Annotated in this window: 18 protein-coding genes; 7 read left to right on the forward strand and 11 right to left on the reverse strand. The window is 65.0% G+C overall.

Annotation, left to right across the window (positions count from 1 at the left end; all coding sequences use genetic code 11):
- Window positions 1-14: 14 nt before the first annotated feature.
- The 4 genes from F2P45_RS10775 to F2P45_RS10790 all read right to left on the reverse strand — a co-directional run bounded on the left by F2P45_RS10775 (window position 15) and on the right by F2P45_RS10790 (window position 3,077).
- Window positions 15-605, reverse strand: coding sequence for a type 1 glutamine amidotransferase domain-containing protein (locus F2P45_RS10775; RefSeq protein WP_166874054.1), 591 nt, complete (start codon window positions 603-605; stop codon window positions 15-17).
- An 85-nt stretch (window positions 606-690) separates the two neighbouring features.
- Window positions 691-1,020, reverse strand: a complete 330-nt coding sequence (locus F2P45_RS10780) for a chaperone modulator CbpM (RefSeq protein ID WP_166874057.1) — start codon at window positions 1,018-1,020, stop codon at window positions 691-693.
- A 162-nt stretch (window positions 1,021-1,182) separates the two neighbouring features.
- Complete coding sequence (locus F2P45_RS10785; RefSeq protein ID WP_166874060.1) at window positions 1,183-2,106, reverse strand: DnaJ C-terminal domain-containing protein; 924 nt, start codon at window positions 2,104-2,106, stop codon at window positions 1,183-1,185.
- 98 nt (window positions 2,107-2,204) lie between these two features.
- On the reverse strand, window positions 2,205-3,077 hold the full coding sequence (locus F2P45_RS10790; protein WP_166874063.1) for a beta/gamma crystallin family protein: 873 nt from the start codon (window positions 3,075-3,077) through the stop codon (window positions 2,205-2,207).
- A gap of 249 nt (window positions 3,078-3,326) precedes the next feature.
- Between F2P45_RS10790 and F2P45_RS10795 the strand changes: the two genes are divergently transcribed.
- Both F2P45_RS10795 and F2P45_RS10800 read left to right on the forward strand, forming a co-directional pair.
- The gene (locus F2P45_RS10795; RefSeq protein WP_229505020.1) at window positions 3,327-4,712 is read left to right on the forward strand and encodes an MATE family efflux transporter; all 1,386 of its coding nucleotides are present in this window, start codon (window positions 3,327-3,329) and stop codon (window positions 4,710-4,712) included.
- A 94-nt stretch (window positions 4,713-4,806) separates the two neighbouring features.
- A complete protein-coding gene (locus F2P45_RS10800; RefSeq protein ID WP_166874066.1) occupies window positions 4,807-7,020 on the forward strand; it encodes a S9 family peptidase in 2,214 nt (737 codons plus the stop codon).
- 77 nt (window positions 7,021-7,097) lie between these two features.
- Here F2P45_RS10800 and F2P45_RS10805 read toward each other — a convergent pair whose 3' ends face one another.
- The 5 genes from F2P45_RS10805 to F2P45_RS10825 all read right to left on the reverse strand — a co-directional run bounded on the left by F2P45_RS10805 (window position 7,098) and on the right by F2P45_RS10825 (window position 13,286).
- On the reverse strand, window positions 7,098-7,277 hold the full coding sequence (locus F2P45_RS10805; protein ID WP_126076969.1) for a CsbD family protein: 180 nt from the start codon (window positions 7,275-7,277) through the stop codon (window positions 7,098-7,100).
- A gap of 378 nt (window positions 7,278-7,655) precedes the next feature.
- Entirely contained in the window at window positions 7,656-7,838 is a 183-nt protein-coding gene (locus F2P45_RS10810; RefSeq protein WP_166874069.1) for a CsbD family protein, read from the reverse strand.
- 96 nt (window positions 7,839-7,934) lie between these two features.
- On the reverse strand, window positions 7,935-8,558 hold the full coding sequence (locus tag F2P45_RS10815) for a class I SAM-dependent methyltransferase (RefSeq protein ID WP_166874072.1): 624 nt from the start codon (window positions 8,556-8,558) through the stop codon (window positions 7,935-7,937).
- A 13-nt stretch (window positions 8,559-8,571) separates the two neighbouring features.
- Window positions 8,572-10,620, reverse strand: a complete 2,049-nt coding sequence (locus F2P45_RS10820) for a M13 family metallopeptidase (RefSeq protein ID WP_166874075.1) — start codon at window positions 10,618-10,620, stop codon at window positions 8,572-8,574.
- A gap of 38 nt (window positions 10,621-10,658) precedes the next feature.
- Window positions 10,659-13,286, reverse strand: a complete 2,628-nt coding sequence (locus F2P45_RS10825) for a M1 family metallopeptidase (RefSeq protein WP_166874078.1) — start codon at window positions 13,284-13,286, stop codon at window positions 10,659-10,661.
- Between the two features lie 212 nt (window positions 13,287-13,498).
- Here F2P45_RS10825 and F2P45_RS10830 point away from each other — a divergent pair, with 212 nt between their 5' ends.
- Window positions 13,499-14,326: an HDOD domain-containing protein gene (locus F2P45_RS10830; protein WP_166874081.1), complete on the forward strand. Its 828-nt coding sequence runs from the start codon at window positions 13,499-13,501 to the stop codon at window positions 14,324-14,326.
- A 123-nt stretch (window positions 14,327-14,449) separates the two neighbouring features.
- Window positions 14,450-14,728, forward strand: coding sequence for a flagellar protein FliT (locus tag F2P45_RS10835; protein ID WP_166874084.1), 279 nt, complete (start codon window positions 14,450-14,452; stop codon window positions 14,726-14,728).
- Window positions 14,729-14,788: 60 nt separating this feature from the next.
- On the opposite strand, the gene F2P45_RS10840 is transcribed toward F2P45_RS10835, so the two are convergent.
- Together F2P45_RS10840 and F2P45_RS10845 are read right to left on the reverse strand one after the other, a co-directional pair.
- Entirely contained in the window at window positions 14,789-16,009 is a 1,221-nt protein-coding gene (locus tag F2P45_RS10840; protein WP_166874088.1) for an aspartate aminotransferase type Ic, read from the reverse strand.
- Window positions 16,010-16,369: 360 nt separating this feature from the next.
- Window positions 16,370-17,473: a type IV pilus assembly protein FimV gene (locus F2P45_RS10845; RefSeq protein ID WP_223164710.1), complete on the reverse strand. Its 1,104-nt coding sequence runs from the start codon at window positions 17,471-17,473 to the stop codon at window positions 16,370-16,372.
- 164 nt (window positions 17,474-17,637) lie between these two features.
- Here F2P45_RS10845 and fumC point away from each other — a divergent pair, with 164 nt between their 5' ends.
- The 3 genes from fumC (at window position 17,638) to F2P45_RS10860 (ending at window position 19,857) form a co-directional block, all read left to right on the forward strand.
- On the forward strand, window positions 17,638-19,029 hold the full coding sequence (gene fumC, locus F2P45_RS10850; RefSeq protein ID WP_166874094.1) for a class II fumarate hydratase: 1,392 nt from the start codon (window positions 17,638-17,640) through the stop codon (window positions 19,027-19,029).
- A gap of 151 nt (window positions 19,030-19,180) precedes the next feature.
- Window positions 19,181-19,414 (forward strand): RNA-binding S4 domain-containing protein, encoded by a 234-nt coding sequence (locus tag F2P45_RS10855; RefSeq protein ID WP_166874095.1) that lies wholly within the window; start codon window positions 19,181-19,183, stop codon window positions 19,412-19,414.
- 158 nt (window positions 19,415-19,572) lie between these two features.
- Entirely contained in the window at window positions 19,573-19,857 is a 285-nt protein-coding gene (locus F2P45_RS10860) for a DUF883 family protein (RefSeq protein WP_166874098.1), read from the forward strand.
- The last annotated feature ends 47 nt before the right edge of the window (window positions 19,858-19,904 follow it).

Below are 19,904 nucleotides of genomic sequence, written 5' to 3' on the forward strand. Positions count from 1 at the left end.
CGCCGCCCGGCCGCTCAGGAAGACAGACCGCGATCGGCCACTGCGGGGTCGATCGCCAGCGACTCCAGCAAGGCCTTGTTGAAAGCCGGCAGGTCGTCCGGCTTGCGGCTGGTGATCAGGCGGCCGTCGATGACCACTTCTTCGTCGGTCCATTCGGCGCCGGCATTGCGCAGATCGTTTTGCAGGCTCGGCCAGCTGGTCATGTGCCTGGCCTTGGCGATGCCGGCGTCGATCAGGGTCCAGGGACCGTGGCAAATGGCGGCAATCGGCTTTTCTTCGGCGCCGAAGGCGCGGATGAAGTCGATCGACGCCTTGTCGAGGCGTAAGGCGTCGGGGTTGGACACGCCACCCGGCAACAGCAGCGCATCGAAATCGGGCGGCGAGGCTTGCGCGACGTGCAGTTCGACCTCGAAGCTGTCGCCCTTGTCCGCATGGTTGAATCCCTGCACCTTGTCACCCTTGGCCTTGGGCGAGATCAAGGTGACCGTCGCGCCGTGTTCCTCAAGGAAACTACGCGGCGAGGTGTATTCGATTTGCTCGACGCCATCGGTCATCAGTACAGCGACGCGTTTGCCCTTGAGGGCCTGACCATTGTTTTGTTCCATGTGAACTCCTTTGCATCATTAATTTATCGTCAATATTGAAGGAGGATTGTAGAAGCCCTTGCCAGAACGTGTCGCCGCCTTGACCTTACAGGGCGCCGAGCACCCGCAAGCGCGTGCGCAGCCGGCTCACCTCGTCGGCCAGGTCGAGCACGAGGGCGGCGATTTCTTCGTTGGCATCGAGATCGTGCTCCAGGTTCACCAGGCGCCGCGCGCGCTGCAAGTCGCCGCTGCGAAAGCGCCACTGCGCGCGGGCGGGCTCGTCGAAGCCCAGGGCGATGATCTCGTCGGCGCCCAGCAAGCCGTCGCACACATGGCGCACCACCCAGTCCGGCTCGACGCCGCAGGCGCGCGCCAGTTCGTGCAGGTCGAGCGCCGCGTCGTCGAGCAGCACACCGACAATGGTCGTCGTTTCCATAGGCAAGTGTCCCGAGTCAGAAATTCGTTGAATAAATATGGCGATAATCGCGCCGATACCGCGTCACAAATGCTCGCCAGGCATTTGCCTGTCTGCGCTTTGTTCCTTGTCTCGGTGCGATTTCGCTATATTTAATCATCAACGAATTTCCAACTCGAGACACTAGGCTCCCGCCTGCGCGCGCGGATTGAAGGCCATCTCGCGCGCCATGGTGCGATACAGTTCGCGCGCGCGGTCGCTGGTGGCCGGCGGCAGCACCACTTCGAGCATGAGATACAGGTCGCCCGCCGGCGTGCCCGGAATGCCGCGCCCCTTGAGCCGCAGCTTGCGCCCCGTTTGCGAGCCGGCCGGCACGACCACCTCGACCTGGCCGGACGGCGTCGGCACGTGGATGGTGGCGCCGAGCGCGGCCTCCCACGGCGCCACCGGCACGCTGGTGTACACGTGGCGGCCCTCGACCCGGTAGCGCGGATCGGGATGGAAGCCGATTTCGAGGAACAGGTCGCCGGCGCCGGCGCCGCCGCTGCCCGCATGGCCCTGGCCGGCCAGGCGCAGCTGCTGCCCCGGCAGCACGCCCTTGGGAATGTTGACGTTGACGGTGCGCTCGCGCGTGACCACCCTGCCCTGCGCATCGTGTTCGGGCACGCGCAGGGTCACCGCGCGGGTGGAGCCGTGATAGGCGTCGGTCAGGTCGATGGTGATGGACGCGTGGATATCGTCCCCGCGCATCTGGAAGGCTTGCCCGCCGGGACGCGCGCGGCGCCCGACGTGGGCGAACAGGTCGGAAAAGAAATCGCTGGAATCGCCCGCGCCGCCGTTATCGAAGCCGGAGCCCCAGTCGGGCGGCGGACGGAATTGCTCACCGGCGCGGCGGGTGCGGCCCAGCGCATCGTAGGCGGCGCGCTTGTCGGCGTCGCCCAGCACGCCGTAGGCCTCGTTCACTTCCTTGGTCATGCGCTCGGCGTCGGGCGCGCGGCTTACATCCGGATGGTATTTGCGTACCAGCTTGCGGTACGCCTTCTTGATTTCCTCGGCGCTGGCGCCTTTGTCGATACCGAGGGTGTTGTAGTAGTCCTTGTATTCCACGGGCGGCGCTCCAGGATCGGTTTTGATAATCCTACAACGCTCCCGAGCGACGCAGCGCACGCTTGCCTTGTGTATTTACCAAGCCGCTTTCGAGCCGTTTACCGCAGACGTCGCAGCGATGAAATCATGTTGCCCATGGGACCGAGACGCTCGTAGCGGCCCGGCCCGTAGGTCATGCAGCGCCCGCCGAAATCGGCGTGCTGGCAGAACTCCCACTGGCCGCGATGCACGATCAGGGCGTCGGCGCGGTCGTTGAAACCGAAGTCGGTCAGGTCGCGCGTGTCTTCGCGCAGCACCAGGCGCTGGCCCGAAAAGCCGCTCGACGAAAACAGCTCCACATCGCCCTCGCGCCGGCCGCCGCCATCCTCGTCGACCAGGCGCGCCGACGATACCCGCCCGCGCAGGCCGCGTCCCAGGTCCTCGTAACGGCCCGGCGCGAAGATGCGGCAGGTGCCGCGAAAGCCTGCATCGCTGCACAGCTGCCAGCTGCCTTCGATGACCTGGGCGCTGGCGGCGCTGTCGTTGAAATCGATCTCGCTGAAATCGTCGGCGTCGCGCCGCAGGCGCCTGGCGTCGCCGTCCAGGGCGCGTGCGGAAAACAGCGCGATCATCCCGCGCTTGCCGCCATGCGGGCGAGCGCCGCCATGTGCGCGCTCGGGCACGATCTCGCGCGCCGATGAAATGCGGTCGTTGAAGCGCTCCAGGGTCGGATACTCGCCCTGCCCGTACACCGCGCAGCGGCCTTCGAAGCCGACGTCCTCGCACAGCTCCCAGCGCCCGGAGCGCACGATCATGCTCGAAGCGCGGTCGTTGAAGCCGCTCTCGACCAGGTTGGGGGTGGCCGAGCGCAAGGTCATCTCGCGGCCGTCGAAACCATCGCGCGAGAACAAGGTCAGTTCACCAGCGCTGGCGACGGCATGCGAGAAGACGGCGCCGAACAGCAGCGCGATGGTGATGCGGGATGTGAGCATGGGACGGTCCTCGATGTGCGATGCCCCGATTGTGACCATCTCGCGGCCGCAGCGCCAGTGGCGCGGCCCGAAGATGTGTAACAAGTCTTTACGCGGACCGGTGTGAGCAGCGTCCCTGTTTGCGCTAACTTGTGCTCCGTCTTTCCCGCGAAGGCGGGAAAGACGGTTTCCAGGTTACCGGCAAAAGGGCCGCTCCACCCTGTTTATCATTAGCCGGTAAAATCGCTGTTTGCTCCCATCGCCCGCCCCATGTCCGCCATACTCGCCAAGCCCGCCCCCATCCGTACCGAAGTCGCCGCCATGTGGCGCCTGTCCTGGCCCATGCTGGTCGGCCAGCTGGCCAGCGTGGGCATGGGCGTGGCCGACGTGGCGATGACGGGCCACGTCAGCGCCAGCGAACTGGCCGCCGTCTCGCTCGGCGCGTCGGTCTGGTCGATCATCCTGGTGACCGTGATGGGCACCATGATGGCGCTCAACACCGTCGTCGCCCACGAAACCGGGGCCGGGCAGTTCGGCCGCATTCCGCACGTGGTGCGCCAGGGACTGTGGACGGGTCTCGGCGTGGGCCTGGTGGCCTGCCTGATAGCCAACCTGTCGACCCTCGTGTTCGACCATATCGGCCTCGCGCCCGATGTCGCCGCCAACGCCGCCATGTTCGTGCACGCGATCAGCATCGGCATGCCGGCCTTCGCCTGCTACCGCGCGCTGTACGGCTACACCACCAGCATCAACCAGACCAAGCCCGTGATGGTGATCGCCGTCCTGGGGCTGCTGTTTAACATCTTCGTCAACTGGCTGCTGGTGTTCGGGAACTGGGGCATGCCCAAGCTGGGCGGGGTTGGCTGCGCGGTGGCCACCGGGATCTGCCTGTGGCTCATGCTGGGCGCCATGCTGGCCTGGATCCGCATCGCCCCGGCCTACCGCCAGACCTACCCGTTCACCCAATGGGAATGGCCCAACTGGCCGGAAATCGGCGCCATGCTGCGCCTTGGCCTGCCGATCGGCGTGACCTACCTGGCCGAAGTGAGCGCGTTCGGCGCGGTGAGCCTGATGATCGCGCGCTTCGGCGTGGTGCAGGTTTCGGCCAGCCAGATCGCGCTCAATTTTTCGTCGCTGGTGTTCATGGTGCCGCTCAGTTTCGGCATGGGCCTGATGACCCGGGTCGGCCATGCGCTGGGCGAAGGCAACGCGGTGCGCGCGCGCTTCGTGGCCTGGGTTGGCGTCGGCATGTCGCTCGCCTTTGCGCTGCTCTCGGCCGCGCTGATCGCCGTGTTCCGCTGGGAGATTGCGCGCGCCTACACGTCCGACCCGGCGGTGCAGGAACTGTGCGCGCACCTGCTGCTGTTCGCGGCGCTGTTCCAGTTGTCGGACGCCACCCAGGTGGCCACGTCGAGCGCGATCCGCGGCTACAAGGTCACGCGCCAGCCGATGCAGATCCAGCTGCTCGCCTTCTGGGGCTTCGCCATGCCGCTCGGGTATGTACTGGGCATCGCGCCGGCGTGGTTCGCCTGGTCGCCGGCGGCGCCGATGGGAGCCGCCGGCTTCTGGATCGGACTGGTACTGGGCCTGACCGTGGCCGCGCTGCTGCTCACGCGGTCCTTACACCGCCTGTCGCACGCGCGCGCGCAGGCTTGAACGGGCAAGACCGGGGTGGGCGGCGGGGGTGCCCACCGGTGCGGAACTCTGGTATCGTCCTGAGTTCTCCACATCCACCTCACCCGAGACATCCATGCGATTTCTTCTCTGCTTTCTCGCCGCATTGTCCAGCGTTCCCGCATCCGCCGAACGCCTGACACTGGACCGTATCCACGCCGACCCGGCGCTGGCGGGACCAGGCGTGCGCAACCTGCGCGTGTCGCCCGACGGCGCGCGCGTGACCTACCTGCGCGGCCGCCAGGACAACCAGTTCCAGCTCGACCTCTGGGAATTCAACATGAAGGACAAGACCTCGAAGCGCCTGGTCGACTCCAAACTGCTGGTTCCGAACGAGACCCTCTCGCCCGAAGAACAGGCCAGGCGCGAGCGCGCGCGCACCGCCAGCCTGACCGGCATCCTCAATTACAGCTGGTCGCCGGACGGCAAACAGCTGCTGGTGCCGATCGCCGGCGACCTGTACCTGGTCGACGCGGCCAGGCCGGAGGCCGCGCGCAAGGTCGCCTCGGGCAATGTGGCCGATCCGAAGATTTCGCCCAAGGGCCGCTACGTCTCCTTCGTGCGCAAGCAGAACCTGTATGTGATCGACCTGGTCTCGGGGCTTGAGAAGCAGCTCACCACCGACGGCGCCGGCACCATCTTCAACGGCGAAGCCGAATTCGTGGCGCAGGAAGAAATGGGCCAGCGCACCGGCTACTACTGGGCGCCGGACGATTCGGCCATCGCCTACAAACGCTACGACGAGTCGCCGGTGCCGGTGGTGCGCCGCTTCGAGATTTTTGCCGACCGCACCGACGTCGTCGAACAGCGCTACCCTGCCGCCGGCGACGCCAACGTGCTGGTCGACCTGATGATCGTCTCGCCCGCCACCGGCGCGCAGCGCAAGGTCGAGCTGGGCCCGAACCGCGACATCTACCTGGTGCGCGCCGACTGGAGCGCCAACAGCAAGCAGCTGCTGTATCAACTGCAGTCGCGCGACCAGAAACGCCTCGACCTGATCTCGGTCGATGCCGCCACCCTGGCGCAGCGCACCCTGCTCACCGAAACGTCCAGGACCTGGGTCAGCATCCACGACGACCTGCGCTTCCTCGGCAAGCGCAATGCCTTCCTGTGGACGTCCGAGCGCAGCGGGCGCAATCACCTGTACCTGTACGACCTCGATGGCAAGCTGCTGCACCCTGTGTCGAGCGGCGAATGGGGCATCGACAATGTGCTGGCGGTGGACGAAAAGGCCGGCCGCGTGTACGTCGCCTCGAACCGCGACGCGGTGATCGACAAGCAGACCTACGCCCTGGCGCTCGACGGCAGCGGCGCCGACAAGCCGGTGCGCATCACCAAGGGCGACGGCTGGCACGAAGCGGCGTTCTCGCGCAACGGCGAAGTCTTCGTCGACACCTTCTCCGACCCATCGACCCCGCCGCAGATATCGATCCGCCGTCCGGACGGGTCGATGGTCGGCTGGCTGGAGAAGAACGAGCTCAATGCCGAGCACCCGTACGCCAAATACAAGGCCGACCACCTGGCCACCGACTACGGCACCATCAAGGCCAACGACGGCCAGACCTTGTACTACTCGATGATCAAGCCGTCCAATTTCAGCGCCGCGAAAAAGTATCCGGTGTACCTGTCGACGTATGGCGGGCCGCATGCGCAGCACGTCTCGCGCAAGTGGGGCAACTACTTCGACCAGTACATGGCGCAGCAGGGCTTCGTGGTGTTCCGCCTCGATAACCGCGGCTCCTGGCGGCGCGAGCGCGCCTTCACCGACGCGATCTACAATGGCCTGGGCAAGCACGAAGTCGAAGACCAGCTGACCGGCATCGACTGGCTGGGCAAGCAGGGCTTTGTCGACGCCAGGCGGATCGGCGTATTCGGCTGGAGCTACGGCGGCTACATGACACTGCGCCTGCTGGCGGCGTCCGACAAGATCGCGATGGGCGTCTCGGTCGCGCCGGTGACCGACTGGGCGCTGTACGACACCCACTACACCGAGCGCTATGTGGGCGGCACGCCGAAGGGGCAGCCGGACGCCTACAAGACCAGCGGCGTGTTCGCGCACCTGGACGGCTTGAGATCGCCGCTGCTGCTGGTGCACGGCATGGCCGACGATAACGTCCTGTTCACCAATACCACGCGCCTGATCGATGGCCTGGTCAACCGCAACGTGCGTTTCGACCTGATGACCTACCCGGGCGCCAAGCACGGCATCTCATCGCGGCCGGGGCAGCGCCACGTGTACGGGACCATCGAAGCGTTCTTCAAGAAGAACCTGGGCGACGCGCCGAAGTAGGCGGAAGGAAGCGGAAGCAAGCGCCAGACCAAAAAAAGCCGCGAAATTCGCGGCTTTTTTCATAGGGAGCGGACCAATTAGTTGGTCGCATCCTTGACGGCTTCTTTGAGGTCGCCGATTTTTTCCTGAGTTTTGCCTTCGACCTGGTTTTGCAGGCCCTTTGCTTGCTGCTCGGTGCTACCGACCAGTTTGCCAGCTTCTTCCTGAATTTTGCCGCCGATGTCTTGCAGTTTGCCGTTGACTTGATCTTTGTTCATGGTAAGGCTCCTTGAAGTGCTCATGGCCAGGGTGGCGATGTAGTGAAGCCATCTTACTGCTGAGTTCAAAACCGCTCAGTTCGCTCCCGCACATAAGACACCATTTATTTTCCAAACGCCAAAGTCCCACATTTCCCCGCCACCGCCATTCCCCAACCGGGGTCAGAGCTCTGACTAGCAACAAAACCGTTTCGCTTCGGAACTCTGCCCCCGGTTAGACAACTTTTCCTCACCGAGACCTGCTGAAACGCTGGATTTTCTGCCCATCCGCACGGAAACCCCGAACTGGAGCGGTAAACGGCACCGGGGTCAGAGCTCTAATCAGAAATATTTCTATTTAGAGCTCTGACCCCGGTTGTAGGGGGAATCAGCGCTGGATCAGCGGTTTCCTTGGTCCTTGAGCACTTCTTTGGCGTCGCCGAATTTTTCCTGGGTTTTGCCTTCGACTTGCTTCGACAGGCCTTTGGCCTGCTGTTCGCTGCTGCCGATGACCTTGCCGACTTCTTCCTGAATCTTGCCGCCGATGTCTTTCGCTTTGCCTTTAACTTGGTCCTCGTTCATTTTCGGTACCTCATATGGTGAGTGAAACTGCGGGGCGCACTGGAATGTGCGACGGACTCAGAATACGACGTTCGATTGAACTGTTCCGTTCGCTACTTAACCTACCGGCTTGCGCCAGACACTCGCCAGCCAGGGCTGCTGCTCGCGCGGCAACCCTTCCGGACGATAGTAATGATGCAACGGGGAAAAGTTGGCCGCGGTCATGTACTCCTGCCAGGTGTCGACATCGTAGTAGCTGCCGTAGCGCGGCCCGTTCCAGCCTTCCTGGTTGTCGCCGCGCGGATTGGAGCAAAACAGCACGCCGCCCGGTTTCAGGGCCGCGTACAGGTCGTCCAGCACCTTCGGCAGCGCGCGGCTGGGGACGTGGAACAGCACCGCGTTGGCATACACGCCGTCGAACAGGCCGGCCGGTAAATCGAGGTGCACAAAGTCCTGGTGCCACACTTCGCAGCCGCTGTAGGCGCGCGCCATGGCCGCGAACTCGCCCGAGCCATCGAGGCCGATGGCGCGGTGGCCAAGGGCGCTGAAGGTCTTCAGGTCGCGCCCCGGACCGCAGCCCAGGTCGAGCAGGGTGTACGGCGCCTCGCCTTCGATGGCGCCCAGCAGCGCGGCGATGTTCTGGCTGACGTCGTGGTCCAGCGTACCGCGGAAGAACTGTTCTGCGGTACTGTCGTAATGCGCCAGGGTGCGGCGCGTGATGGCGTCGATATCGTCGCTCATGGCACGCGCGCGCCTACCACACCTTCACGCGCTCGGCCGGCGCCAGGTACAGGGCCTGGCCGGGCTTGACGTCGAAGGCCTTGTACCAGGGCTCCAGATTGCGCACGATGGCGGTGCGGTATTCGGCCGGTGCGTGGCCGTCGGTCAGGACGCGCTGGCGCGCGGCCGCTTCGCGCACCTTGGTCTGCCACGCCTGCGCGTAACCGAGGAAGAACTGCTTGTCGGCGTCGGCCGGCGCGTCCGGCCACAGCGAGGCTTTGTAGGCGTCGTACGCCGCCGCCACGCCGGCCAGGTCGGCCAGGTTTTCGCTCAGGGTCAGCTGGCCGTTGACCGCCAGGTCGGGGAACGGTTTGTAGGCGTTGAACTGGGCCACCAATTTGTCGGCGGCGCCCTTGAAGTGGGCCATGTCTTCCTTGGTCCACCAGTCGCGCAGGCGGCCCTGGGCGTCGAATTGCGCGCCCTGGTCGTCGAAGCTGTGGCTGATTTCGTGGCCGATGATCGAGCCGATGGCGCCGTAGTTGGCCGCGTCGGACGCCTTCGGGTCGAAGAACGGCGGCTGCAAAATCGCGGCCGGGAAGTTCATGGCGTTTTGCAGCGGCAGGTTGACCGCGTTGACCAGTTGCGGCGGCATCGCCCACGCGCTGCGGTCGACCTTTTGCTTGAGGCGCGCGATCTCCTGCGCGTAGTGGAATTGTTCGGCGCGCACGGCGTTGCCGAGGGCGTCGCCGGGCAGCACTTTCAGGCCCGCGTAAGAGCGCCAGCGGTCCGGGTAGGCTACGCCAACGTGCATGGTCTTGAGCTTTTCCTGGGCCTGGGCGCGGGTGGCCGGGGCCATCCAGTCCAGCTGGTCGATCCGTTTGCTGAAGGCGGCGATGATGTTGCCGACCATTTTCTGCACGCGCGCCTTGTTCTCGGCCGGGAAGTGGCGTTCGACGTACAGGCGGCCGACCGGTTCGTCGAGCGCGTCGTTGGTGGCGGCCAGCGCGCGCTTCCAGCGCGGCGATTGCTGCGGCGTTCCGCTCATGGCTTTGCCGGAAAATTCAAAACGCTGGTCGGCAAACGCTTTCGGCAAGTTCGGGGCGAAGTGGTTCACCTGGTGGAAGGCGAGGAAATCCTTCCAGGTGGCGATGTCGGTGCTTTCGACCAGCGCGGCGGCGCCGGTCACGGCGCTCGGGTGCCAGACGATGAAGGCCCGGGCGCCAGAGAGGCCGGCGCTCTTGAAGAATGCGTTCCAGTCCATGCCCGGCGCTTTGGCGGCGAAGTCTTTCTGGGTCCAGCTGTTGTTGGCCTTGAGGACGTCGGCCGAATCTTCACGGCTGGCGTGCGACCGGGCGATCTTCATTTCGAGGTCGAACACCCTGGCGGCGCGCGCGTCCGCGTCGGGGTAGCCAGCCAGCTTGAGCATGGCGCCGATGTGCTGTTTGTATTTGGTGCGCAGCTCGGCCATGCGCGGGCTGTCGGTCAGGTAGTAGGCGCGGTCGGGCATGCCCAGGCCACCCTGCAACAGGTAGGGCGTGTTGCGGGCCGGGTCGTTCAGGCCCTGGGCGATCCACAGGCCAAACAGGTTTTCGGTGAAGAAGTTGGTGGCGTTGAGCGGGTCGATGTCGGCGCGCAGCGACTGGCCCAGCGCGCGCGTGAGCTGCGTCTTGTCCTTGATGGCGTCGATCTTCGCCAGCAGCGGCTTGAGGGGCGCCGTGCCTTTGGCTTCGATGGCCGCTTCGTCCATGAAGGCATTGTAGAAATCGGCGACCTTGCGGGCGTCGCCCTTGGCCGTTTTATCGGCCGAGACTTGCTCGATCAGTTTGACGATGCGCGCGTTGCTCGTTTCGGCCATGGCGGCAAACGCGCCCCAGCTGCTGCGGTCGGCCGGGATCTCGGTCCTGGCGAGCCAGTCGCCATTGGCGTAGGCGAAGAAGTCGTCGCCCGGCAGCACCGTGGCGGTGACGGCCTTGGCGGCCGGGGCCGCGTCCTTGCCGGCGCCGTGCGCCGGTGCAAAGGCGAGCGAGGCGCCGCACAGTGCCAGGGTCAGGGCGGTCTTGATGGGTGTCCAATGGGTTTTCATGTGTGGCTCCTTGCGGGTTTTCTTGTTGCGATATTCGATTATTTTAGCGCCGCGCGCACCTGCGGCAGCAAACGGGCTTTCTGGGCGGCGCGGGTGCGGATGCCATTGGCCACGCGTTGCGCTTCGACCTGGGCATCGGGGCCGAAGTTCTGCTTCACGTACGCTTCCATCATGTCGGCGTGGGCCGGATTGGAGGAGGACGATACCACGCTCGGGAAAAAGCGGTTCTGGCCAACCGATTCCTGGTCCTTCATCAGTGCCGCGCGGTTGGCGGTGGCGAAGGCCCACGCCAGTTCCACGTGTTCGGCGCGCGCCACGGCCGGCACCAGGGTGGAGGTCAGCTGCGCCGGCAGTTCGGGCGAGAGCGCCATCGCCAGCGTGCGCCGCGCCAGGACCGGGTCGCGCGCCAGCGTCATGGAACGGGCGTAGCGGTTGCGTTCTTCGTCGGTCTGGGCTTGCGCCACGCGGCTGGCCAGCGCGTCGTAGGTGGCGCCGTCACCGTGGCGGCCGGCCGCGCGCATGACGAAGTCGATCATCGACGGCGGCACGCTGGCCGGGTCCTTCAGGAAGCGTGCAAAACGCGCACGCCCTTCGGCGATCACGGCCGGGTCGCCGATCCTGGCCAGCGCGCCGGCCAGCAAGGCGCGCAACTGGCGCTCTTCGGTCGACTCGCCCGCCTTGTCGTCCCAGCCGAGGCGCGCGAACTTGGGTGCGGCCAGGCCGGTGATGTAGCGCCGCACCAGCGCGCGTTCCGGTTCGCCTTCGGCCAGGATGTCGAGCGTGGCGAGGTTGTCGAGCATGGCGTTCCACACCGCCAGGCGCGGTTCGTCCGCGTAGGCCGAGACCAGCTTGACGTAGCTGGCCAGCTGCAGGCGGTCGGCCTGGACCAGGCTCCAGGTGTCGCCCAGCAGCTTGAGGCGGGTGGTGTCGGGCAGTTTGGCGGCCTGCCCGGCCAGCGCGTCGAAGCCGGCCTGGTCGTACTGGACGCGGAAGTAGCCGACGCTGGCCGGGTCGAGCACCAGCGCGCCCTCGCACGAGGGCTGCGTGATGGTGGTGCTGGCGCCGGCGAACAGGGCGTAGCTGGCCTTGCCGCCCACGGTACCGACTTGCACCGGCACGTTCCAGAGGCGTTTTTCGACGGCCGGTTCGTCGAGGCGGAACTGCTCCTGCGACAAAGTGACGATGCGCTTGCCGTCGACGCAGCTTTGTTCGACTTTCAGCAGCGGGAAGCCGGGCTGGGTGGTCCAGTCGGAGGCCAGCTTTTCGACCGGCTTGCCGGAGGCTTTTTCGAGCGCGGCCCAGAGGTCGGCGGTGGTGGTGTTGCCATACTGGTGCTTGGCCATGTAGGCGCGGATACCCTTGCGGAAGGGATCTTCGCCCAGGTAGGCTTCGAGCATGCGCAGGAAGGCCTGGCCCTTGCCGTAGGTGATGGCGTCGAAGGCGTCGGCGGCCTGTGCTTCGGTCAGCACCGGGGTCTGGATCGGGTGCGTGGTTTTGCGGGCGTCGAGGTTCATGACGCTTTCGCGGTCGGCCAGGGCGGCCAGCTGCACCCGCCACTCGGGATGGAAATGGTCGGTGGACTTGGTCGCCATCCACGAGGCGAAACCTTCGTTGAGCCACAGGTTGTCCCACCAGCCCATGGTCACCAGGTTGCCGAACCACTGGTGCGCCACTTCATGGGCGTTGATGCTGAAGGAAGTCTGGCGCACGCTGTCGGGACTTTTTTGCGGGTCGACCAGCAGGGTCGATTCGTTGTAGACGATGCCGCCCCAGTTTTCCATGGCGCCGTTAAAGCCGCCGGGGATCGCAATCTGGTCGAGTTTCGGCAGCGGATAGGGCACGCCGAAGTAGTTGTTGTAGTAGCGCAGCAGGTCCTTGGTGGCGGCCAGCGCATAGGCGGCCGAGGGCAGTTTGCCTTCGGTGGTGACGACGCCGATGTCGACCCCATCCTGTTTGGCGCTGACCCGTTCCAGCTGGCCCGCGACCAGCACGAACAGGTAGCTCGGCATCTTGGGCGTGACGCCGAAGTGGAAGCGCTGCAGGCCGCCGTCGAGCTTTTCCTGGCGTTCGAGCGGGGTGTTGGAGTACGCCTTGAAGTTGGATGGCAGGTCGACGGTGAGCTTGAAGGCGGCGCGGAAGGCCGGTTCGTCCCAGGTCGGCAGCAGGCGGCGCGTGTCGCTCGGCTCCATGTTGGTGGCGATCATGGTGCGGGCGGCGCTGCCGGCCTTGTACTTCATGTGGAACATGCCGCGCGCTTCGCGGTTGATCAGGCCATGGAACTTGAGCGCGAGGTTGTAGCGCCCCGGCGCCAGCGGCTGCGCCAGCGCGAAGCTGAGCGTTTCCTGATCCTTGTCGATGACCGGCGCCAGTTTGATGGCGCCGATGTTTTTCCCGGACAGGCTGGCCGCGTCGATCTCGATATCGACGGCGTTGAGCATGATGCGCGAGGTGGTGTTGAGGACTTCGATTTCGACCGTCTGGGAGCCGAGGAAGGTGTTGGCGGCCAGGTCGGGAATCAGGTGGGCGGCGTATTGCACCGGTACGATATCCTTGGGCAGCTTGCCCGGCGTGGTGGCGAAGGCGTACGGCGCTTCGGCGTTGGCGGCGAAGGCGCTACAGGCCAGCGCGATGGCGGCGGCGAGGCGCCGGGCTTTCAATAATGTCATGTCGGTTCTCTTTTCATGGCGGCGCCGGGGCCGGCGCATTTTTCCCAGCCTGCACTCTAATCGAGCGCCGGGCGAAATGCTCGTCAAATGCGACAAACCGCACAATACGCCGCCAGAGTGCGGAAAACCCGCGCCGTGGCGCACCAGTGGCGCCGTGCGGGGGTTTTCTATATAGTCACCCTGCCCCGCGCCCGCCACAACCAGGAGACACGATGACCCTTGAAGCCCTGCTGCAAAATCCGAACGCCCTGCCCTCCGCGCCGAAAGTGGTGGCGGAGCTGATCAGCAGTTTCGACGACCCCGATGTGGCGGTCGAAGAAATCGCGCGCAAGCTCTCGCTCGACCCGGTCCTGAGCGCCAAGCTGCTGCGGCTGGCCAATTCGGCCTACTATCATGTGTCGCGCCGGATCGGCAATGTGGGCGACGCGGTGCGCATGCTGGGCTTCGTGACGGTGCGCACCTTGGTGATCAGCTCGGGCCTGGTGGGCAGTTTCAAGACGGTGCCGGGGCTGGACCTGAAGCGCTTCTGGCGCTACAGCCTGCACACGGCGGTGGCGGCCAAGTGGATCGCCAAGCAGATCGGCGCCAATACCGACCTGGCGTTTACGATCGGGATGATGCACGGGATCGGGCAGCTGGTGATGCACGCGGGCGTGGCGCAGCAGGCGCGCGAACTCGATCAGACGGTGGGGCCGTACGAGAACGGCCGGATCGCGGCCGAGCGGGATCTGTTCGGCTACGACTTCGGCGTGGTGGGGGCGGAACTGGCGCTGCGCTGGAAGTTCCCGGACCTGTTTCACCAGACCCTGCGCCATTTTGCCGAGCCGACGCCGGAGTCGCCGTCGTACCGGATGGCCGCCGTGATTCACCTGGCCGTGCTGCGCGCGCGCTACGAGGAGCGCCAGCCGAACGACGAGGAACTGGCGGCGTGCTTTACGCCGGCGCTGGCGACCGGGCTGGGGGTGGCGCCGGATGCCTTGTTCATGGGGATTCCACCGCTCGGGGAGCTCAGTGGGGGGCTGGAAGAGCTTATCAATTAGTCATCAGTGAGCCGGGCTAAAAATATTTCCGGATTTTTTGAAAAAACCCTAAAGTTCCGCGCAATCCCGACGTTATGGAAGGACACGCGGTAATCTTTATAAATTTTTTGGCCAGGTGAGCGCATGACCTCCAACGAAGTTCTCTCGATGTACGAAAATATTGCTGGCCTGACTGGCAAGATGGCGGTTGCGGCAAAAGCAGGCGACTGGAACGGCCTGACCAACCTGGAAATGCAGTGCAAGCAGCAGGCGGCGGCGGTCAAGACCGGCGTGCCGGCACTCGATGGGGCGCCAAGGATGCGCAAGATCGACTTGCTCAAGCAGATCATGGCCAACGACCGCGCAGTGCGCGAGATTACCGAACCGTGGCAGTTATCCGATGTGATGTGCGCAACGCACTGAACTGCTTACAGGATGTGAATGAAAGCGCCCGAGGGCGCTTTTTTGCTGGCGTGGCGCCGGTCAAGCGGCCACGGCCAGTTTCAAGGCCAGTGCAATCCCCTCCGCCGCCTGGGTAATCTCGGGCAGCGATGGAAAACTCGGGGCGATGCGGATATGGCTGTCGTCGGGGTCGACCCCGTACGGATACGCGGCGCCGGCCGGCGTGAGCGTGATCCCGGCCTGCCTGGCCAGCGCAATCGTCTTCTTCGCCGCGCCCGGCGGCGTCACCAGGTCGATGAAGTAGCCGCCCTTCGGCACCGTCCACGAGACGCCCGCCACATCGCCCAAATGCGCGCCGAACTGCGCCAGCACGGCGTCGAACTTGGGCTTGAGCAGCGCCGCGTGGCGCGTCATCAGCGCCTCGACGGTCGCTGTGTCTTTCAACAGGCGCACGTGGCGCAGCTGGTTGATCTTGTCCGGGCCGATGCTGCGGATGCCCGCATGCCTGGTCCACCAGGCGATATTGGCCGGCGACGACGCCAGCGCGGCAATGCCCGACCCGGCCCAGCTTACCTTCGAGGTCGATGCGAACATGATCGCCCGGTCCGGATTGCCGGCCCTGGCGCATTCGCCAATGATCTCGGCGACGCGCACCTTGTCACCGGTCAGATGATGGAAGCGATAGGCGTCGTCCCACATCACGCGGAAGTCCGGCGCGGCGGTTTGCATGGCGGCGAGGCGGCGCACCACCTCGTCCGAATACACCGTGCCGGACGGATTGCTGTACTTCGGCACGCACCACATGCCCTTGATGCTGGCGTCATTCGCAACCAGGCGCTCGACTACATCCATATCCGGGCCATCGTCGTTCAACGGCACGTTGATCATCTTGATGCCGCGCGCTTCGCAAATCGAAAAATGGCGGTCGTAGCCCGGTACCGGGCACAGGAACACCGGCTGCTGGCCGACCCACGGCTGGCCGCCCGGCACGCCGTTCAACAGCGCATACACGATCACATCGTGCATCAGCGACAGGCTGGCGCTGCTGTCGACCACGACCTGGGCGCCTGGGACGTCGAGCAGGCTGCCGAACAGCGCGCGCGCTTCGGGCAGGCCCACGCCCAGACCGTAATTGCGGGCGTCGGTGCCATCGGCCGCGCTAAAGCCGGGCATGGCGTCGAGCAGGTCGTTGCACAGGTCAAGTTGTTCGGGAGAGGGTTTGCCGCGGGACATGTCGAGCTTGAGTCCGCGTTGCAGGAAGAGGTCGTACTGCGCTTGTGCTTGGTTTGCTGCCGTCGTCATGTGCTTGCCTTCGGTGATTGGGGTCACCGTAGAGTATAGCTTGAAGGCAAAATGATCGCTGGGGGAGGAAAGAATTCTGGAGAGCGATCACCAGGTATCTCCTGGTGTCGCCTCTTGCCGGTTGCATCCGGCGTCCGCAAGCGCATTGTTGGCTGGCGGACCGCTTCCGGGGACAGGCGTTTCTTCAACGATCATCTGCTTGCCGCGCCACACTATCGTTGGTGGCTGCGCCAGATCCTGGGCCCGTTTGTGCAGTCCCGCAGGACTACGGAAACAAGTATAGCGCAGTTTTTCAAGTTGTGTAGACCACTTTGCGTGCGTGCGAGTCTTTTTTTCAACATTTTTGTATTTGCAAGGAAATCAGCTGGGGTCGGGCTCCACGTGCACCACCGGCGCGGGCGCTTTCGGCGTGCGTTTGAAGCGGGCGGCGAGCCTCGCCAACATGCCTGTTTTGGCCGCTGCGGGCGCGTCGGCGGGTGCGGCGGGTGCTGCGGTCTCGGCGGCAAGCGCGGCCTTGCGCTTGCGGCGGCGAAGCAGGAACCAGGCCGCCAGGGCGGTCATCAGCGTCGCCCCGACGGCGCCCCCGATCAGCATCCAGGGAAAGCCCTCCCCTTTCTTGGCGGCGGCGTTCTTTTTGGCGAGGGCCGCGCGCGAGAGGATCGGCGGCGGCACCGCCGGCTCGGCCGCATGGCTGGCCGACGCTGCCGCATGGCTGGCGGCAGCGGCGTCATGCCCGCCAGAGGCGGCTTCATGCCCGGCGGAAGCGGCCGCATGGCTGGCCGCGCCACCCGTGCCCTCGATGGCGCGTTGCAGCAGTTTGACCTTTTCTTCGAGCTCCACAATCCGGGCGGACAGCACGCCATTCTTGCGGTCGAGGTCGGCGCAAGTCTTGAGCTGATCCTCACTGATTTGGGGACACGATGCCGGGGTGGCCGACGGCAGTTGCAAGACCCGCACCGGACGCGGCGCTGGCGCTGGCGCGGCAACCCTGGCGGGCTCGGCACGCACGGGAGAGACCGGCGGCGCTGCCGGGACCGGGACCGGAACCGGGACCGGAACCGGCAGCGCAACCGGCGGCGGCGGTGGTGGCGCGGGCTGCGGATCGTGGCTCAGCCACAAGGTCACGGCGCGCACTTCGCGCTTGCCGCCTTCGCCGAGCGTGAGAAACAGGTGCACATAATCGCCCTCGACCGGCTTGACCGAGGTGATGTGCAAAAACTGGCGGCCGTCGCGCCGCATCACCGACAGGGTCAGGTTCGACAGCACCGGATGCATGCGCACATTGGCGCCGCGCCACACATCGGGATCGGCCAGCCGTACCTGCACGCTGGTCCCGGGCTCGGCCAGCGAGGTCAGTTCCACATCGGCCACCAGCGGCTGGCCGATGTAGGAGCGCACCTGGGCCTCGCCCAGTTCGGCCGCGTGGGCGCCGGCCAGTATCGGGCCGAGAAGCAGGCAGAGCATCAGGGTAATGCCGGACCGGACCAGCCGGGCGATTCGGGAATGGTGCATATATGGTAATGTTGTCCAGCTAATGACGGAGGAGCGGAGAAATCTGTAGCCCTGCCGTAATTAACGTACGCAGAGATAAACTCTTTAACCGCATTCCCAAATAAACAGGAAGCAATATGGAAACAAGAATCGAAAAGGACAGTTTTGGCCCGATCGCGGTCCCGGCCGGACGCTTGTGGGGCGCGCAGACGCAACGCTCGCTGGAGCACTTCGCCATTTCGAGCGAGCGCATGGCGCCCGAGCTGGTGGCCGCGCTGGCCCAGGTCAAGCGCGCCGCCGCCGCCGTCAACCGCTCGCTCGGACTGTTGCCGAACGACAAGGCCGAAGCCATCGTCAAGGCCGCCGACGAGGTGCTCGACGGCCAACATCCGGAGGAATTCCCGCTGGTCGTGTGGCAGACCGGCTCAGGCACGCAAAGCAATATGAACATGAACGAGGTGCTGGCCAACCGCGCTTCCGAGCTGATCGGCGGCGCGCGCGGCGAAGGCCGTCTGCTGCATCCGAACGACCATGTCAACCTGGGCCAGTCGTCCAACGATATTTTTCCGACCGCCATGCACGTGGCGGCGGCCCAGGCCGTGGTGCAGTCGCTGCTGCCGGCCCTGGCGCGCCTGCGCGGCACGCTGGAAATCAAGTCGCGCGAGTTCGCCGACATCGTCAAGATCGGCCGCACCCACTTGCAGGACGCGACTCCGCTGACGCTCGGGCAGGAATTCTCGGGCTATGTGGCCCAGCTGGAATACTCCGAGCATGCGATCAAGTCCACCCTGCCCGGCCTGCTGCACCTGGCGGCCGGCGGCACGGCGGTCGGCACCGGCCTGAACGCGCACCCCGATTTTGCGGCCCGCATCGCGGCCGAAATCGGTTCGCGCACGGCCCTCGGCTTCAAGACCGCGCCCAACAAGTTCGCGGCCCTGGCCGGGCACGATGCGCTGGTCGGCTCCCATGGCGCCCTGAAAACCCTGGCCACGGCCTTGATGAAGATCGCCAACGATGTGCGCTGGATGGCGTCCGGCCCGCGCTCGGGCCTCGGCGAGATCAGCATTCCCGAAAACGAGCCCGGCAGCTCGATCATGCCGGGCAAGGTCAACCCGACCCAGTGCGAAGCGCTGACCATGCTGTGCTGCCAGGTGTTCGGCAACGATGTCGCCATTACCATGGGCGGCGCGTCGGGCAACTTCGAGCTGAACGTGTTCAAGCCGATGATCGCGCATAACTTCTTGCAAAGCGCGCGCCTGCTGGCCGACGGCATGCGCTCGTTTAACGATCATTGCGCGCACGGCATCGAGCCAAACCGCGAACGCATCGGCGAACTGATGGAGCGCTCGCTGATGCTGGTGACCGCCCTGGCGCCGCATATCGGCTACGACAGCGCGGCCCAGATCGCCAAGAAGGCGCAGCACGAGGGCACTACCCTCAAGCAGGCGGCGCTGGCGCTCGGATTTGTGACGGAACAACAGTTCGAGGAGTGGATCGTGCCGCTCGACATGACCCGGCCAGGCCTGTAAGGCCACGCCAAGGCGCAGTGCGGCAGCGGCGCTATGCGGCGCGCTATGCGGCGCGCTATGCGACGCCCGATGCGAGGCGCGGGCAACGTTGACGCGCCGCGCCGATGCCGCCACACTGCGGTTCTTACATCTATTTTAGGACGAGCGGTAAATGCAGAAAGTCACTTTTGACCTCACAGGCGAGTTCGTCGAACTGAACCAGTTATTGAAACTGTCGGGCCTGTGCGACAGCGGCGGCGCGGGCAAGAACCTGGTGGCCACGGGCGTGGTATCGGTCGATGGCAAAAAGGAATTGCGCAAGACCGCCAAGATCCGCGATGGCCAGGTGGTCGGCATCGGCGACGTGCGCATCAGTGTGCGCAGCTCCGGGACAGATGGCGCCTGATTGCGTCAGCGCAGTATAAACACCTTGTAATCGGGCAATATTAGAAATATGCTGAGTGAAGACGGCGGCGGCGCGGGTGTTCTTGCGCGGCGACAAACACGAAATTGCATGCTTTGTATATATTCTAAGACGTGATTAACCGATTCAAGGTGGCCACCATGGATAACCCTGAAGAAAACCAGCAAACCCAGGAACGATTGATCGGCGACCTGCGGCTCGTGATCGAAAATGCGGAAGAATTGCTGAAGAACACGGACCAGTACACCAGCGTGTTATACCGCAGTGCCCGCGCCAAGCTGGCGCTGGCGCTGAACGCGGCCACCGAAGAACTCACCCGCTTCGAGGACGAGCAACTCGGACGCATGATCGAAGCGACCAGGACCGCCAATGCGGAAAATGCCGATCTGTCCGGCGAAGCGCGCATCATGCGTGCGTTTCATTGATGAAACCAAGCCAGCGGCGTCTTCCCCGGCCGCCGCTGTTTTCGTCC

Origin of the sequence: Massilia mucilaginosa (assembly GCF_011682145.1) — a bacterium.
In the GTDB taxonomy this organism is placed as follows: domain Bacteria; phylum Pseudomonadota; class Gammaproteobacteria; order Burkholderiales; family Burkholderiaceae_D; genus Telluria_A; species Telluria_A mucilaginosa.